The sequence below is a fragment of the Niveispirillum sp. GW835-FHT14G11 genome (assembly GCF_058793615.1).
This window is the reverse complement of record NZ_JBXAFZ010000004.1, coordinates 289,985-304,802: the sequence shown is the minus strand read 5'-3', so window position 1 is coordinate 304,802 and position 14,818 is coordinate 289,985. Positions and strand designations below refer to the sequence as shown.

Here is a 14,818-nt window from a genome sequence, read left to right as displayed (position 1 = left end):
CGCGCAAGCCTTGCGGGGCGGCTATTCGCCAAGCCACTGGCACCGCCTTACCCACTTCTGTAAACACTTGTTTGAAAGAACAAGATATCGGGGAGAAGCGCCATGCCCATCGTGAAGGCCAACGGCATCCATATCGCCTATCGCGATGAAGGGCAGGGGCCGGCCTTGCTGCTCTGCCATGGCTGGCCGGAACTGGGGCATAGCTGGCGCCATCAGGTGCCGGCGCTGGTCGATGCCGGATACCGGGTGATCGTGCCCGACATGCGCGGTTTTGGCGGGACCGAGGCGCCCGATGCGGTGGAGGATTACACGATCCTGCATCTGGTGGGCGATATGGTCGGCCTGCTGGACGCGCTGACCATCGAGACCTGCACCATCATCGGCCATGATTGGGGTGCGCCCGTCGCCTGGCATGCCGCGCTGATGCGGCCCGACCGGTTTTGCGCCGTGGCCGGGCTGGCCGTGCCCTGGTCGCCGCGCGGCCCCCATGGCAGCCTGGTTGGCATGGCCCGCGCCCAGGGGCTGCACCGGTTCTATATGGTGTATTTCCAGGAGCCGGGCGTGGCGGAGGCCGATCTGGGTGCCGACCCCTATGAGACCCATCGCCGCCTCCTGGTCGGCGCGTCGGGTGCCGCCGCCGCCAGCGGCAAGGGCTGGCCCCTGATGATCCCCGAGGGTCAGGGGCTGGTGGAAACCTGCCCGCCCGTGGACGTGCTGCCCGACTGGCTGAGCGAGGACGATCTGCAAACCTATGCCAGCACCTATGCCCGCACCGGCTATCGCGGCGGGTTGAACTGGTACCGCAACCTGGACCGCAACTGGGCCCTGACCGCCCCCTGGCATGGTGCGGCCATCACTGTGCCCGCCTGCTTCATCGCCGGCACGCTGGACGCCGTGCTGCGCATGCCGGGCATGGACAAGGCGCTGCGCGCCATGGACGGCACGACCTGCACCGATTTCCGCGGCACGACCCTGGTGGACGGTGCCGGGCATTGGGTGCAGCAGGAGGCGCCGGACGCGGTGAACGCGGCGTTGCTGGGGTTTCTGGCCGGGATCGACGGGCCGGACCGGATGTCGCGGCGCGGGCGTCGTTAACCCTGTGAAACATCATGCGACGTTTTTCAGTTCCTGTCGCACAGGTCCATGGTCCCATCCCCCCAGGATAGCCAGCGGGAGCGGGCATCCTGGTGCGCGGCGGACAGGCCGGGGGCGCCGTCGATGCCACCGGCCGCTGGCCGGCAATTATGGAGAAACCAGGCCAGCAGGCGGATGGCCGCACGCGGGCGAGCATGGCGCAGCCCGTCGGTGAGGCGGCTTGAGACTTGGTTTCTGGGCAGCGGCGGGCAACTGGTGCTGACCCTGCGGCGGGGAGTTGGGGGCGCTGATGCCTCGCCTTGCTCTATCGCCTCCCCGGCGAAGGCCGGGGCCCAGGGGCCACAGGCCGCAATGGGTGGGGTTGCATCGCTGTCTTGGGTGGTGAGGTCGGGCGCCTGGCCCCTGGGTCCCGGCGTTCGCCGGGAAGGCGGTTGTGGGTGGGTGGGAGCGTGGAGATCGTCCGGGGGCGGGGAATCCGTCATCATGGCATCCGTCGTCGTGGCGCCGGCTGTCACAGCGTTGGTCACAGCGGCATCCAGAGGCATGGCACCCGCCACGGCGTGGGCGTCCGCCTGTCTGGTCCGGGTGGGGGGCGGCGGTTCGAACCCGTGCGGGTGCAGGGGTACGCGACGGCGACGCCGGCGGGGTGCTTCGGCGGGGCTTTCTTCGGGCACGGGCAGCGGCACCGGGGTGCCCGGCGGGGCATCCAGGTCGGCCATGATGGCGGTCGCCTTCTCCGGGGTGGGGAACCAGCCGGCGGGGACGCGGGCATAGCCGGGCTTGGGCGGTTTTTCGGCCTGCTGCAACAGGCCCATGCCCATGCCCAGCCGTTCGGCGGCCCAGATCGTGGCGCGCATATTGCCGTCGGCCACAGCGCGGTAGAGCGTGTCCACCACCAGCTCGCGCATGGCCACGAACCGGCTGTCGGCCTCCCGCCGCATCAGGGCCCGTTCCTCCGCCACGCGGCGGCGCAGATTGTGGGATTGCGACAGGGCCCGCCAGATGGTGGAGCGCGACAGCTTGTAATGCTCCGCGATCTTGATGATCGGCACGCCGGCCGCCAGATGGAAGGCGATCTTCGCCCAGGTGATCTCATCCAGCTTTCGGGAATGATATCCTTCCAGCAGCCGTCCCTGATAGGGCTGGGGGTCGGAGAAGGGCTTCACCGTCGAGGGATCGGCAGCGGCACCGGCGGCAGCACGGCGGATGGCTTCCTGACGCTGTTTCAGGCTGAGGCCGGCGAGGGAGGCAGGGGACATGGCGGGGCTCCGGTGTGCAGGGGGAGACCACGATCCTATCACGCCATAGGAAAATATTCTATAATCGGGTGCCGGCAGGGAAGTTCCCGCGTTTGGACGATCAGGCGGCCGGCATGTCCGGCCGTGCCAGCCGTACCCCTTCGCCCTTATCCGCCGTCGCAGGCGTAAACTCTATCCCCGCCGTTTCCAGCGTCCGCCAGAGTTTCAGATAGACATCGACGCGCACGGACACACCGCGCTCGGCGCGCTGCACGGTGTTGCCCGAGACAACGGCCTTGTCCGCGAGTTCCTGTTGGGTCCAGCCCAGGAGCGAACGTGCCGCCCGTATCTGACGAGGAGAAATTCCAGCCATGCTGATAGCCCACCTCGTTGGGCCGGGCTGGTCCATTTATAGGTGTTAATTATGCGTATCTGATGTAAAATACATCAGAACGAGCAGTTATATGACCGCTCAGGGGTATAAAGACGCACCCATATGAACGAATCAAGCCTTTCCCCCGCCGCCCATTACGGCCTCGCCTGTGTGGCCGATCCATCCTTGACCATGCTGCGCGTCCGGCAGGCCCGCGACCTTGTCGGCCGCTGGTACGGTTTGACGCAGGCGATGGATGGATTGCCGGACTGGAACAGCCTGCAGGAGCAACTCTGGCTGGCCGGCTATCTTCCCCATCTCTATTGCCTGTGGCCCGACCCGCCGCAATTCCGGCTGCTCTGTCCCCTGGCGGCCTATCTGCTGGGCCTGCCCTGGCTGTCGGACAGCCTGGGCGGCGCCACCTCCCTGCCGCCGGGCACGCCAGCCCGCGACTGGCTGCGCGAACAGGCTTGCATGGCGGGGCCGGGCGCGCGGGTGGCGCTGATCGGGGACCTCGATCTGGTCTGCCTGCCCCTGGCCGGGGGAGTGATGGGGGGCGGGGTGTTCGGGACGCGGGTTTAGGGGAGGGGCGCTGGACAGCGGCAGTGTCGTTTCCCATACTCTTTTCATGGCTGGGCATATCGACCTTGACGACAACATTGCTGAAACGCTGGCAAGGCTTCAAACCATGACCGGGCGCAGTGCTGTGTCGATCCTGGGTGAGGCGCTGGACGCGGAACTGGTCCGGGTGGAGAAGGAAGCCATCCGTGCGGCCATCCTGGAGGGGGCGGCGGCTGCGGATGCCGGCAACTTCACGACGCTGTCCATGGATGAGATATTTGAGATCGGCATCGCCCGCGCCAGACAGCCGGCTGCCAAAGGCAATTGACCGGTGTCATGGCGGCTGACCGAACCTGCTGCCAGAGACCTTCTCAGCTATATTTTACCTGTCTGACCAGAACCCCAGCAATAAGTCGATAATAAACTTCCCCCGCTGGAATTCCATCAGCCCATGCGCTATATGACTACCTATATGGTCAGGAGCATGGAATGGATACGGTCAACCTCGCGGATGCCAAGGCCCACCTGAGCGAACTCGTCGACCGGGTCGAGGCGGGCGCTTCGATCGACATCACCCGGCGCGGCAAGCCGGTCGCGCAGCTCACCGCCGTGGCCAGGCCGCGCAAGCCGGTCGACCTTGGCATGCTGCGGTCCCTGACGGCGGCCATGCCCCCGCAGGCCCAGGATGCCGCCGATCTGGTCCGGTCGATGCGGGATGGCGACCGCTACTGATGCTCTACCTCGACACCTCGCTGATCGTCGCCGCCCTTTCAAACGAAGCCACGACGCCCCGTATCCAGGGGTGGCTGGCGGACCAGGACCCAGCACTGCTCGTCATCAGCGACTGGACCGTCACAGAGATGTCCTCCGCCCTGTCCATCAAGCTGCGGACCGGGCAGATCGACTTGGCACAGCGCGCAGCCGCGCTGGCCATGTTCAACCGGCTCGTCGCGGAGAGCTTCACCATCCTGCCGGTGACGGGCGGGCACTTCCGGGCCGCCGCCAAATTCGCCGACCAGCATGGGCTTGGGCTCCGTGCCGGCGACGCGCTCCACCTCGCGACGGCGTCGGAGCATGGCGCCACGGTCCATACGCTCGACCAGCGGCTGGCCAGCGCTGGCCCCCTACTGGGGGTGCCGACGCAGTTGATGGGATGATCCAAGGCCCGCCCTCCCATTCCACCTGCCATCGTCCCGGTTAGCACCGGGGGGGAGGGGGCAGGATCGACAGACAGGGCGGCCGTCGGTTGTCGGGGTTCGCTGGCGCTCACCCGCGACCTACATGTGTCAAAGGTCAGGGCTCCCGGTATAACGGAAGTGCTGCGTATCCTGCATCAGCGGATGAGCCTCTCATTGTACCAACTGAGGTGAGGGTCACGCCGCCAGAATCTTCGCCACCATTTCCGGGTCGCGCTGGATGAGCGTGGAGTAGGCTCGGCTGGCTGCATTCGGCCAATATGTCGGCTGCGATGAGTATTGTTCGCCATTATAGTTCAGTGAGAGCAGATCATCTATGATGATGCGGGAGATATGATTTCAAAAACTTCGATGGTGTCAATTTAGTCTTTGTGATGTTAAAATCACCAGAAATGTCAATAATTCTATAAAAATCAATTTCTTCTATTTTATCCGCAAGAATTAAGAGAATACTCTTGATGACAGAATCCTCGCATCGCATTCCAAATATCACTTCCTTTAATTTGAATCCGCTTTGGCATCTATTTTCGTTGCCAAAAATTCGCAACTCCTGTTCGTATTCCCATTGCGGTGCTTTTCGTAAATATGCTTTTTCATAGAAAAGCTCTGAGAATTTTGAGAGATCGAGGCATGATGTAATCAATTCTGAAACAGAGATTGTTCTATCTTCGCCATAAATTACCTTCCTAAGGGGGCCAATGTTAGAATTGGCCAGAATATATCCCAGGCAAATTCCACGATGTTGATCGGCGTAATGACTCCACATCAGTGGTGAGCTATATGTTTCGCTTAAACATAAAATTCCTATTTTAAAACGCTTTTCTATTTCCTCTTTTAGTGCCTCACATAATAATATAGATAACATGTCCTTATGACTGCTCTTCCTTCCCAGAAAGGTCGCTAACTTTTCGATCTCTTCTATTTTCTTGTCAGCATCATTCTGAGAATTTGTAAAGGATGAGGTGCCGAGAGAATTTACGCAAATATATCTGCGTAGTAAATTTTTAGCTTCTTCGAGGCTGGTGTCAATTATAACTGTGGGCTTGCAATCGAAAGGATCGTTAAAATTACTCGGAGACGAGAAATATAAACAATCATCAACGATATTTTTAATTAAAGATGTCGAAAATGCCCTGTATTTATACAGAATATTTTCCATCTTGCCACCTTCTTCATTTGTGGCATTCATTGTGTATAAACATGGCGTGACTAATCTTTAACGTCCTCACACATCCAAATCCTGCGCAAACTTCGCATTCTCGGTGATGAACTTGAACCGCAGTTCCGGCTTGCGGCCCATCAGGCTTTCCACCAGCGCCCTGGTTTCCTCGACATCGTCCTGCTGGTCGGGGTCGCGCTGATCCGGGACCACGACGCGCAGCAGCGCGCGCTTCTTGGGGTCCATGGTGGTTTCCTTCAATTGCGCGGACGGCATTTCGCCCAGGCCCTTGAAGCGGCTGATTTCCACCTTGCCCTTGACCGACTTGAACACGGTCTTCATCAACTCGTCCTTGTGCGCGTCGTCGCGGGCATAGCGGGTGTGCCCGCCACCGGCCAGCCGGTACAAGGGCGGCAGTGCCAGATAGAGATGGCCATGCTGGATCAGGGCCGGCATCTCGCGATAGAAGAAGGTCATCAGCAGCGAGGCGATGTGGGCGCCGTCCACGTCGGCGTCGGTCATGATGATGACGCGCTCGTACCGCAGCTTGTCGAGGCTGAATTCCTTGCCGGTGCCGCAGCCCAGCGCCTGGGCCAGATCGGCCAGTTCCTGGTTGCCGCGCAGCTTGTCCACGCTGGCCGAGGCCACGTTCAGGATCTTGCCGCGCAGCGGCAGGATGGCCTGGGTGTCGCGCATTCGGGCCTGCTTGGCCGACCCGCCGGCCGAATCGCCCTCCACAATGAAGATCTCGGTATCATCCGCACTCTGGCGCGAACAATCGGCCAGCTTGCCGGGCAGGCGCAGGCGCCGGGTCGGCGTCTTGCGCGCCATCTCCTTCTGCGCCTTTTTGCGGGCGCGTTCGTCGGCCTTCTCGATCAACCGTTCGATCAGGGCCTTGGCGGCATCGGGCGATCCCGACAGCCAATGGTCGAACCGGTCCTTGATGGCATTCTCGGTCAGCTTCTGGGCATCGGCGCTGACCAGCCGTTCCTTGGTCTGGCCCTGGAAATGCGGGTCGCGGATGAAGACGGAGAGCAGGATGGTGGCCCCCTCCATCACATCCTCGGCCGTGATGCTGGCCGCCCGCTTGTTGCCCGACATCTCGCCATAGGATTTGATGGCGCGGGTCAGGGCGCCGCGCAGCCCCACCTCATGCGTGCCACCCTGGGGCGTGGGGATGGTGTTGCAGTAGGTGTGGCTGAAGCCCTCATCATCCTCCGGCCAGGCGATGGCCCATTCCACGCGGCCGGCATCGCCGGGAAAATCCGCCTGACCGGCAAAGGGCAGGGGGGTGACGGTGGCGCGGGATCGCAGCGTGCCGTTCAGGTAATCCAGCAGGCCGTTGGGGAAATGCAGCACCTCCGCCGCCGGCACGCCGCTGTCGGCGGTGATCAGGGCGGTGTCGCAAGACCAGCGGATTTCCACGCCGCGATAGAGATAGGCCTTGGACCGGCACAGGCGATACAGCCGTTCCGGCTTGAAATGCGCCTCATGTCCGAAAATCTCGGCATCGGGATGGAAGCTGACGGTGGTGCCGCGCCGGTTCTGTACCGGGCCGGCCGGGGTCAGCGGTCCCAGGGCCAGCCCGCGCGAGAAGGTCTGGGTATAAAGCTGGCGGTCGCGCGCCACCTCCACATGCAGCCGGTCGGACAGGGCGTTGACCACGGCCGAGCCGACGCCATGCAGGCCGCCCGAGGTCGCATAGACCTTGCCGGAGAATTTGCCGCCGGAATGCAGGGTGGTGAAAATCACCTCCAGCGCCGATTTGCCGGGATATTTGGGATGCTCGTCGGTGGGGATGCCGCGGCCATTGTCGCGCACCGTCACGGTGCCGTCAGCCGACAGGTCCAGGTCGATACGGCTGGCATGGCCGGCCACCGCCTCGTCCATGGCATTGTCGAGGATCTCCGCCACCAGATGGTGCAGGGCGCGGTCATCCACGCCGCCGATATACATGCCGGGGCGGCGGCGGACAGGCTCCAGCCCCTCCAGAACCTCGATGTCCTGGGCGGAATAGCTGTCCTGCTTGGCGGCGGTGTTCTGGAAGAGGTCGCTCATGCCCCATTATAGGAAGGAGCCGGTCCGTTGTTCAAGGAGATGCGGTATCTCCCGACGACATAGACCCCTACATTTTGATGAAAACGGAGCGACAGGTGATGAGCCAGGACCGGATGCCCGATTTCGACCGCGACGCGCCGTCGATGCGCACCTTCGCCATGCCCGCCGACCTGAACGGCAATGGCCAGGTGTTCGGCGGCTGGGTGATGTCACAGATGGACCTAGCCGGGGCGGCCCCCGCCGTCCGTGTGGCGCGCGGGCCGGTGGCGACCGTGGGCGTGGAGGCGATGAAGTTCCACCGCCCGGTGGCCGTCGGTGACGAGGTCAACTGCTATACGGAGGTGGAGCGTATCGGCACCACGTCCATCCGGGTCCGTGTGGATGTCTGGGTGCGGCGCTATGACGGCACGGCCTATAAGGTGACGGAAGGCGTGTTCACCTATGTGGCCTTGGGGGAGGGCGGCCGTCCGCGTCCGGTGGTGCCGGCAGCGGGCACGATGGTTTAGGGCACCCCCGCCAGCCGCCTCTCCCAATCCTCCACCGCCGCATTGGCCAGCCGGTTGGCGGCCAGCCGCTTCAGCCCGGCGCTGGCGCCCGGCAGGTCGGCCAGTTCGCCCAGCGCGTCGCGGTCCAGCATGTCGACATAGAGGGTGCGCAGGGTGCGGGCCAGCGTCCAGGCCGGGTTCGGCCGCTCGATCAGGCGCAGCGCGTCGCCGGCCTGCACGTCGCCTTCCGCCAGCACGCGGTAATACCAGCCGGTGCGCCCGGTCTTCTGCAACAGGCGCGGCAGGACGGGCAGGCCGAACCGCACGCCCAGCTTCCAGCAGGGCTGGCGGGCCTGCGCGACCTGCAGTACGGCGCCGCCCACCGCCACCACGTCGCCCAGGCAGACATCGGCCTCCGTAATGCCGGAGACGGAAAAATTCTCCCCGAATGCGCCGGGCAGGGCCAGCACCGGGATCATTTCCGGATGTTCCGCCGCCCAGGCGGCGTAATGGTCGTGGGGATAGAGATGGATGGCCTTGTCCGGCCCGCCATGCACCTTGGTGTCGCCCACCGCGTCGCCGGTCAGCCCCAGAGTCTCGGCCCGCACAGGGCCCAAGGCGGGCTGCCGGCTGGCGATGGAACTGGGCACCTGTTTGTCGCCCAGGGGCCGGGGTGTACCCACCAGCAGGTGGTCCAAAATCATCGTGCTTCTCCGCTGGCATTCAGGAACCCGGCCCAGACCTCGTCGGCGACAGGGATGGGGGCCGGTGATTGTTCGGGGCAATCCAGGCGCAGATGCCGGTCGCCCAGGGGGGCTCCCACGAAATGGCAATGGTGCGGCAGGTCAGTGCCTGGATTCACGTTCGGCTGGAAGTACTTGCAATCCAGGCACATTCGGCTGACGGGCACATGCCCAGCGCGTTGCAGCGTGCGCACCAGCCGCAGCATCAGGCGCAGCAGCGACAGCTGGTCCGTTGCCGGCATGTCGCCCAGCGCGTCGATCAGGAACAGCGGCCCGCCGCCGAACCGGTCGGCCAGCGCCAGCCCCGCCGGCGTGGCCAGGACCAGACTGCCGCGCCCGTCATCCGGCGCCGCCACACGCAGGACCAGCCCCTTCTGGATCAGGGTGGTGGTGGCCTCGCTGGCCGTGGGTGCCTTCACCCCGATGCGCGCAGCGATGGTGACGGGCCGCAAGCCATCGGGATTGTCGCGCAGCAGGCCCAGGATGCGGGCCTGCGTTGCCGTCAGCCCGTGCGGCGTGGCATCCTTCCAGTCATTGGCCTTCAACGCCGCCGCCACCCGCACGAACCCGTCGGCCAGCCGGTTGGACGCAGGCTCGCTCAACCGGTCGAACATGTCTTCGATCATGGCGTTTCCAGCCTGTGGTTGCAGGCGGATTTATATTCGGAGTCCGATAATATGGCAAGGACCAAGCGACGAGCCGAGGCGGAGGGGGCATAGGATGTTTCACACCGGTTAAGCCCCCGCGACCTGTGGGCGCTGGACGGCATCCCCCCTCCGCCCCTATAAACGGGGCACCGATTGACCCTTATGCATCTGGTTTCCATGCACGACATCCGTTCCATCCGCGACAATCCCGCTGCCTTTGATGCCGGCCTGGCCCGGCGCGGTGTGGAACCGCTGTCCGCCCGCATCCTGGAACTGGACCAGGAGCGGCGCGCCTGCCAGACCCAGTCGCAGGAGCTGCAGGCCCGCCGGAACGAGGCATCGAAGCTGATCGGCACCTATAAGAAGGAAGGCCGGGACGCCCAGCCCCTGCTGGACGAGGTGGCATCCATCAAGGAGCGCATGCCGCAGATCGAGGAACGGGAGAAGGAACTGGGGATGGAGCTGGACCGTATCCTGGCGTCATATCCCAACCTGCCCGCCGCCGACGCGCCCGATGGCAAGGATGAACATGACAATGTCGAGATCCGCCGCGTCGGCACGCCGGCTATCATCGACAATGCCAAGCAGCATTTCGAGCTGGGTGAGGCCCTGGGCCTGATGAGCTTCGACCTGGCGGCCAAGCTGTCGGGGGCGCGCTTCACCGTGCTGCGCGGCAAGCTGGCCCGCCTGGAACGTGCGCTGGGCGATTTCATGCTGGACATCCACACGACCGAATTCGGGTTCGAGGAAGTGTCGCCGCCGCTGCTGGTCAAGGATGACGCCGCCTTTGGCACGGGCCAGCTGCCGAAATTCACCGAAGACCTGTTCCAGACCACCAACGGCTTCTGGCTGATCCCCACGGCGGAAGTGCCGCTGACCAATCTGGTCAATGACGCCATCCTGGATGCCGAGGAACTGCCGCTGCGCCTGACCGCCCGCACCCCCTGCTTCCGGTCCGAGGCCGGGTCGGCCGGTCGCGACACGCGCGGCATGATCCGCCAGCACCAGTTCTACAAGGTGGAGATGGTGTCCATCACCGCCCCGGACCAGTCGGCCGCCGAGCATGAGCGGATGACGGATGCCGCCGAAACGGTGCTGAAGCGCCTGGGTCTGCCGTTCCGCACCGTCACGCTGTGCACCGGCGACATGGGTTTCACCGCCCAGAAGACCTATGATATCGAGGTCTGGCTGCCGGGGCAGGGGGCGTATCGCGAAATCTCCAGCTGTTCCAACTGCGGGGATTTCCAGGCACGGCGCATGAAGGCCCGCTTCCGCGCCAAGGGCGACAAGGCCACGCAGTTCGTCCATACGCTGAACGGGTCGGGCGTGGCCGTGGGCCGTTGCCTGATCGCCGTGCTGGAAAATTACCAGCAGCCCGACGGAAGCATCCTGATCCCCGAGGCGCTGATCCCCTATATGGGCGGCGTGGACCGGATTGCCGCAAATGGCTGAGTTCGACTTTACCGACGCCCGCATCCTGGTCAGCAACGACGATGGCATCAATGCTGCAGGTCTGGCTGTGTTGGAGACGATCGCGCGGCAGCTGACCGACGATGTCTGGGTGGTGGCGCCGGAGCTGGAACAGTCCGGCGCCAGCCACAGCCTGACCATGCACCGGCCCTTGCGCGTGCGGGAACTGGGGCCCAAGCGCTTTGCGGTCGACGGCACGCCCACCGACTGCGTGCTGCTGGCCATCAACCATCTGATGGCGGACAAGCGGCCGACCCTGGTGCTGTCCGGCATCAACCATGGCAGCAATCTGGGCGAGGATGTCACCTATTCCGGCACCATCGCCTGCGCCATGGAAGCAACCTTGCTGGGCGTGCGGGCCATCGCCATGAGCCAGCGCCTGCCCCAGGGCGGCCCGCCCAACTGGGTGGTGCCGGAGGCGATGGGCGCGCAGGTGGTGCGCAAGGTGATGGCCGCCGACTGGCCGAAACTGGTGCTGATGAATGTGAATTACCCCGACGTGGCCGTGGGCGACGTCACCGGCGTGCATGTGGTCCGCCACGGCAACCGCAAGATCGGGGATGAGCTGGACGAGCGGATCGACCCTAGAGGCCGGCGCTATTTCTGGATCGGGGCGGCGCGCGGGGACGAGGATGTGCCCGCCGATACCGACGTGCATGTCGTCAATCATGGCGGCGTCGCGGTCACGCCCATCTATCTGGACCTGACCCATTATGGCTGTCTGGAGAACCTGAAAGGGGTCTTGGCATGACCAGTGGGGCGGCGCGCAAGATCAGGTTGCTGATGCTGCTGCGCCGCCAGGGGGTGACGGATGTCAATGTGCTGCGCGCGATCGAGCTGATCCCGCGGGAGCTGTTCGTGCCGCGCCCGTTCCGCGACCAGGCCTATGAGGATACGGCCCTGCCCATCGGCCATGGCCAGACGATCAGCCAGCCGCAGGTGGTGGGGTTGATGACCCAGGCCCTGGAACTGAGTGACCGCCACAAGGTGCTGGAGATCGGGACGGGCAGCGGCTATCAGGCCGCCATTCTGGCCAAGATCGCCCGCAGGGTCTATACGATCGAGCGACATCGCCCGCTGGCGCTGGAGGCTGAGCAACGCTTTTCGGCGCTCCGCCTGCATAATATGACGGCGCGGGTGGGGGATGGGATCAAAGGCTGGCCGGAGGCGGCACCCTTCGAGCGGATACTTGTCACCGCAGGTTGCATCGGAAACCCACCGCCGGAGCTGATGGACCAACTGGCGGTTGGTGGTATCATGGTGATCCCGCTGGGACCCGATCACCGGGCGCTGAATGTGGTACGCATCCGGCGGGACATGGATGGATTGAAGCGAGAGATATTGTGGCCCGTCAGGTTCGTTCCCCTGTTGCCGGACGTCGCCCCGGACAGCGTGCCGGCATGAGGGCGCCCGCTCGCCCTGCGCGCCTGATGCTGGCTTTGCTGGCAGGACTGGCCCTGGCCGGCTGCTCCACCGAAGGCGACCTGCCCAGCCCGGCCGCCCGCGCACCGGCGGCGGCGCCCAACAGCATCTTCGTCTCACGCGGGGATACGCTCTATAAGCTGGCCCAGCAGTATAACGTCCCCGTCCGCGACCTGATCGAGGCCAACGGCCTGGTTGCCCCCTATATCCTGCAGCCCGGCCAGCGTCTGACGCTGCCCACGCCCAAGGTCTACACCGTCCGGCCCGGCGACACGCTTTATGGCCTGTCGCGCCAGTACCAGGTGGACATGGCGGAACTGGTCCGCCTCAACGGCCTGCAGCAGCCATACAGTTTGAAGACCGGCCAGACCCTGCGCCTGCCGGGGCAGAGCCCGGTTGCCGGTACCGCCATCGCCGCCGCCCCACCGGCCGCCATGCCGGTGCCCGCGGCCAAGCCCGCCATGCCCGCACCGGGCCGCAAGCCCGACCTGCCGCCCGCCGCCAGTTCCAGCCCGATGGAGCGCAGCCAGCGCCCGGCGATCGAGGTGGCGACCCTGCCGCCGCCGGCTCCCGCCACCGCACCGCCCGCCACCGCACCGGCCGCCACCGTCGGGGGCACCGTCGCCACGGGCCCCTCCATCACCGTGCCTTCTGGTGCTTCGGCCGCTGGCCGCAAGTCGGTGGAGACGGAAACCCTGCCGCCGCCATCATCCGCCCCGCCGGCGGTCACACCCGACCGCCGCCCGGCCCCCGCCTTGCAGCCGGCGCCCATCGTGGAAACGCCGCCGGCCCAGGTCGCCGCTGTCGCTCCACCGCCGGCCCCGCCCAAGGATGATGTGCCGCCGGCCCGAGCCGGCAACCGTTTCCTCTGGCCTGTCCGCGGCCCCATCCTGTCGACCTTCGGCGACAAGCCGGGTGGCCTGCGCAATGATGGCATCAATATCGGCGCGCCCAAGGGCACGGCCGTGGCCGCGGCGGAGAACGGCATCGTGGCCTATGCCGGTAATCAGCTGAAATCCTTCGGAAATCTGGTGCTGATCCGCCATGATGGCGGCTGGGTCACCGTTTATGCCCATCTGGATGTGATTGCGGTGGAACAGGGCCAGCGCGTGACGCGCGGGCAGGGGATCGGCACGGTCGGTCAGACCGGCAATGTCCGCTCGTCCCAACTGCACTTCGCGGTCCGCAAGGGCGAACAGGTTCTCAACCCGGTGGATCAGCTGGAAAGGTAAACGGGGTCCAAATGAAAAGGGCCGGGCACCCCGACGGTGCCCGGCCCCCTGCAATCACCCGTGGATGATCTTACTTGTTGCCTTCCGGCGGCGTGGTGCCTTCGGCCGGCGGGGTGGTCGGCGGGGTCATGCCGTCAGCCGGGGGCGTGGTGCCTTCAGCCGGAGCGGGCGGGGCTTCCGCCGGGGCCGGTGCCGGCTCAGCAGGAGCCGGAGCAGGGGTCTCAGCCGCCGGGGCTGGCGCCGGGGCGGCAGCCTCTTCCTTTTTGCCGCAGGCGGCCAGGCCAACAACCATCAGGCCGGCGAAAACCAGGGGAAGCACGCGCATTGTTCGCTCCTTCGCATTATTGTGGCCGGTGACGGGGGCCCATCCCCCCGTAACCAGATACGCTTCAACGCTCCAACCTTGAAGCCTTGAGTGTTCGTTGACAACAGCGTCGATGCAGTTTTCCCCAGGAAATGCGTATTTTCCCGGCAACCCGCTCAAAACACCGCTGCCTTGATAGGCAATATCACACTCAATTGCGGCAAACCCGTGCCTTGGATGGGGAATTTCAGGGGCTTAGAGCGTGTTTCCGCTGACCGGAAACACGCTCCAGCTTTTCGTTTTCCAAAAGGGTCAGATCCGGTCCCGTCATCTGGAAACCAGCCTACCGGCTTTCCGCTTCGTTCAGCCGCCGCCCCGCCTGCTCCAGCGCGGCCTTCAGCTGCATCGCCGAATAGGGCTTCTGGACAAAGCCCAGCGGCCGGGTTTGGGCGACCCGTTCCATTGTGTGTTCGTCGGCATAGGCGGACAGGAAGATGCAGCGTACGCGCAGTTCCTGCCAAAGCCGTTGGGCCACCTGCACCCCGTCGCTGGTGCCCCGCAGCCGGATATCCATCAGGGCCAGTTGCGGCCTTTCCACCTGCGCCAGGGCCAGCGCCTCATGCTCCGAGGCGGCGATGCCCACAACGTCATGGCCCAGTTCGCTGACCGTCAGCCTGACGCCCAACGCGACCAGCGCGTCATCTTCGACGATCATCACCCGCAAGGCTGCGGCTGGGGCGGGGATTTCGGTCACTATTTTTCCTTCAACCTGGGAAAGAACGCTGGATGTGCACGCTGAGCGGTGCAGGCGGTGCCGATCCTATGTTGATTACGC

Annotated in this window: 18 protein-coding genes; 10 read left to right on the top strand and 8 right to left on the bottom strand. The window is 64.7% G+C overall.

Annotation, left to right across the window (positions count from 1 at the left end; genetic code table 11):
* Positions 1-102: 102 nt before the first annotated feature.
* On the top strand, positions 103-1,095 hold the full coding sequence (locus AC1Q7F_RS10005) for an alpha/beta fold hydrolase (protein WP_492506255.1): 993 nt from the start codon (positions 103-105) through the stop codon (positions 1,093-1,095).
* A 26-nt stretch (positions 1,096-1,121) separates the two neighbouring features.
* Here AC1Q7F_RS10005 and AC1Q7F_RS10000 read toward each other — a convergent pair whose 3' ends face one another.
* Together AC1Q7F_RS10000 and AC1Q7F_RS09995 are read right to left on the bottom strand one after the other, a co-directional pair.
* A complete protein-coding gene (locus AC1Q7F_RS10000) occupies positions 1,122-2,354 on the bottom strand; it encodes a hypothetical protein (protein WP_492506253.1) in 1,233 nt (410 codons plus the stop codon).
* A 100-nt stretch (positions 2,355-2,454) separates the two neighbouring features.
* The gene (locus AC1Q7F_RS09995) at positions 2,455-2,706 is read right to left on the bottom strand and encodes a helix-turn-helix domain-containing protein (RefSeq protein WP_492506251.1); all 252 of its coding nucleotides are present in this window, start codon (positions 2,704-2,706) and stop codon (positions 2,455-2,457) included.
* Positions 2,707-2,829: 123 nt separating this feature from the next.
* Between AC1Q7F_RS09995 and AC1Q7F_RS09990 the strand changes: the two genes are divergently transcribed.
* From AC1Q7F_RS09990 to AC1Q7F_RS09975, 4 genes are all read left to right on the top strand, one after another.
* Positions 2,830-3,288: a hypothetical protein gene (locus AC1Q7F_RS09990; RefSeq protein ID WP_492506249.1), complete on the top strand. Its 459-nt coding sequence runs from the start codon at positions 2,830-2,832 to the stop codon at positions 3,286-3,288.
* A gap of 106 nt (positions 3,289-3,394) precedes the next feature.
* On the top strand, positions 3,395-3,595 hold the full coding sequence (locus tag AC1Q7F_RS09985) for a hypothetical protein (protein ID WP_492506247.1): 201 nt from the start codon (positions 3,395-3,397) through the stop codon (positions 3,593-3,595).
* A gap of 161 nt (positions 3,596-3,756) precedes the next feature.
* Positions 3,757-3,999: a type II toxin-antitoxin system Phd/YefM family antitoxin gene (locus AC1Q7F_RS09980; protein ID WP_492506245.1), complete on the top strand. Its 243-nt coding sequence runs from the start codon at positions 3,757-3,759 to the stop codon at positions 3,997-3,999.
* A complete protein-coding gene (locus tag AC1Q7F_RS09975; RefSeq protein ID WP_492506243.1) occupies positions 3,999-4,424 on the top strand; it encodes a type II toxin-antitoxin system VapC family toxin in 426 nt (141 codons plus the stop codon). The genes AC1Q7F_RS09980 and AC1Q7F_RS09975 overlap by 1 nt, the downstream gene beginning before the upstream one ends.
* 349 nt (positions 4,425-4,773) lie before the next feature.
* Here the strand turns inward: AC1Q7F_RS09975 and AC1Q7F_RS09970 are convergent, their stop codons facing one another.
* A complete protein-coding gene (locus AC1Q7F_RS09970) occupies positions 4,774-5,622 on the bottom strand; it encodes a DUF2971 domain-containing protein (protein WP_492506241.1) in 849 nt (282 codons plus the stop codon).
* Positions 5,623-5,688: 66 nt separating this feature from the next.
* Positions 5,689-7,680, bottom strand: coding sequence for a DNA topoisomerase IV subunit B (parE, locus tag AC1Q7F_RS09965; protein WP_492506239.1), 1,992 nt, complete (start codon positions 7,678-7,680; stop codon positions 5,689-5,691).
* Between the two features lie 98 nt (positions 7,681-7,778).
* Here parE and AC1Q7F_RS09960 point away from each other — a divergent pair, with 98 nt between their 5' ends.
* The gene (locus tag AC1Q7F_RS09960; RefSeq protein ID WP_492506237.1) at positions 7,779-8,186 is read left to right on the top strand and encodes an acyl-CoA thioesterase; all 408 of its coding nucleotides are present in this window, start codon (positions 7,779-7,781) and stop codon (positions 8,184-8,186) included.
* Here AC1Q7F_RS09960 and AC1Q7F_RS09955 read toward each other — a convergent pair.
* Complete coding sequence (locus AC1Q7F_RS09955) at positions 8,183-8,869, bottom strand: MOSC domain-containing protein (RefSeq protein WP_492506235.1); 687 nt, start codon at positions 8,867-8,869, stop codon at positions 8,183-8,185. The genes AC1Q7F_RS09960 and AC1Q7F_RS09955 overlap by 4 nt on opposite strands.
* Positions 8,866-9,534, bottom strand: coding sequence for a MarR family winged helix-turn-helix transcriptional regulator (locus tag AC1Q7F_RS09950; protein WP_492506233.1), 669 nt, complete (start codon positions 9,532-9,534; stop codon positions 8,866-8,868). Before AC1Q7F_RS09950 ends, AC1Q7F_RS09955 begins: the two co-directional genes overlap by 4 nt.
* 198 nt (positions 9,535-9,732) lie before the next feature.
* Between AC1Q7F_RS09950 and serS the strand changes: the two genes are divergently transcribed.
* From serS to AC1Q7F_RS09930, 4 genes are read left to right on the top strand one after another with little or no spacing between them, the layout of a single operon-like run.
* Complete coding sequence (gene serS, locus AC1Q7F_RS09945; protein WP_492506231.1) at positions 9,733-11,007, top strand: serine--tRNA ligase; 1,275 nt, start codon at positions 9,733-9,735, stop codon at positions 11,005-11,007.
* Complete coding sequence (gene surE, locus AC1Q7F_RS09940) at positions 11,000-11,776, top strand: 5'/3'-nucleotidase SurE (RefSeq protein WP_492506229.1); 777 nt, start codon at positions 11,000-11,002, stop codon at positions 11,774-11,776. The genes serS and surE overlap by 8 nt, the downstream gene beginning before the upstream one ends.
* On the top strand, positions 11,773-12,429 hold the full coding sequence (locus tag AC1Q7F_RS09935; RefSeq protein WP_492506227.1) for a protein-L-isoaspartate(D-aspartate) O-methyltransferase: 657 nt from the start codon (positions 11,773-11,775) through the stop codon (positions 12,427-12,429). The genes surE and AC1Q7F_RS09935 overlap by 4 nt, the downstream gene beginning before the upstream one ends.
* Positions 12,426-13,679, top strand: a complete 1,254-nt coding sequence (locus AC1Q7F_RS09930) for a LysM peptidoglycan-binding domain-containing protein (protein ID WP_492506225.1) — start codon at positions 12,426-12,428, stop codon at positions 13,677-13,679. The genes AC1Q7F_RS09935 and AC1Q7F_RS09930 overlap by 4 nt, the downstream gene beginning before the upstream one ends.
* 70 nt (positions 13,680-13,749) lie before the next feature.
* Here AC1Q7F_RS09930 and AC1Q7F_RS09925 read toward each other — a convergent pair whose 3' ends face one another.
* Positions 13,750-14,004, bottom strand: coding sequence for a hypothetical protein (locus AC1Q7F_RS09925; RefSeq protein ID WP_492506223.1), 255 nt, complete (start codon positions 14,002-14,004; stop codon positions 13,750-13,752).
* Between the two features lie 322 nt (positions 14,005-14,326).
* Positions 14,327-14,737 (bottom strand): response regulator, encoded by a 411-nt coding sequence (locus AC1Q7F_RS09920; RefSeq protein ID WP_492506221.1) that lies wholly within the window; start codon positions 14,735-14,737, stop codon positions 14,327-14,329.
* Positions 14,738-14,818: the final 81 nt, after the last annotated feature.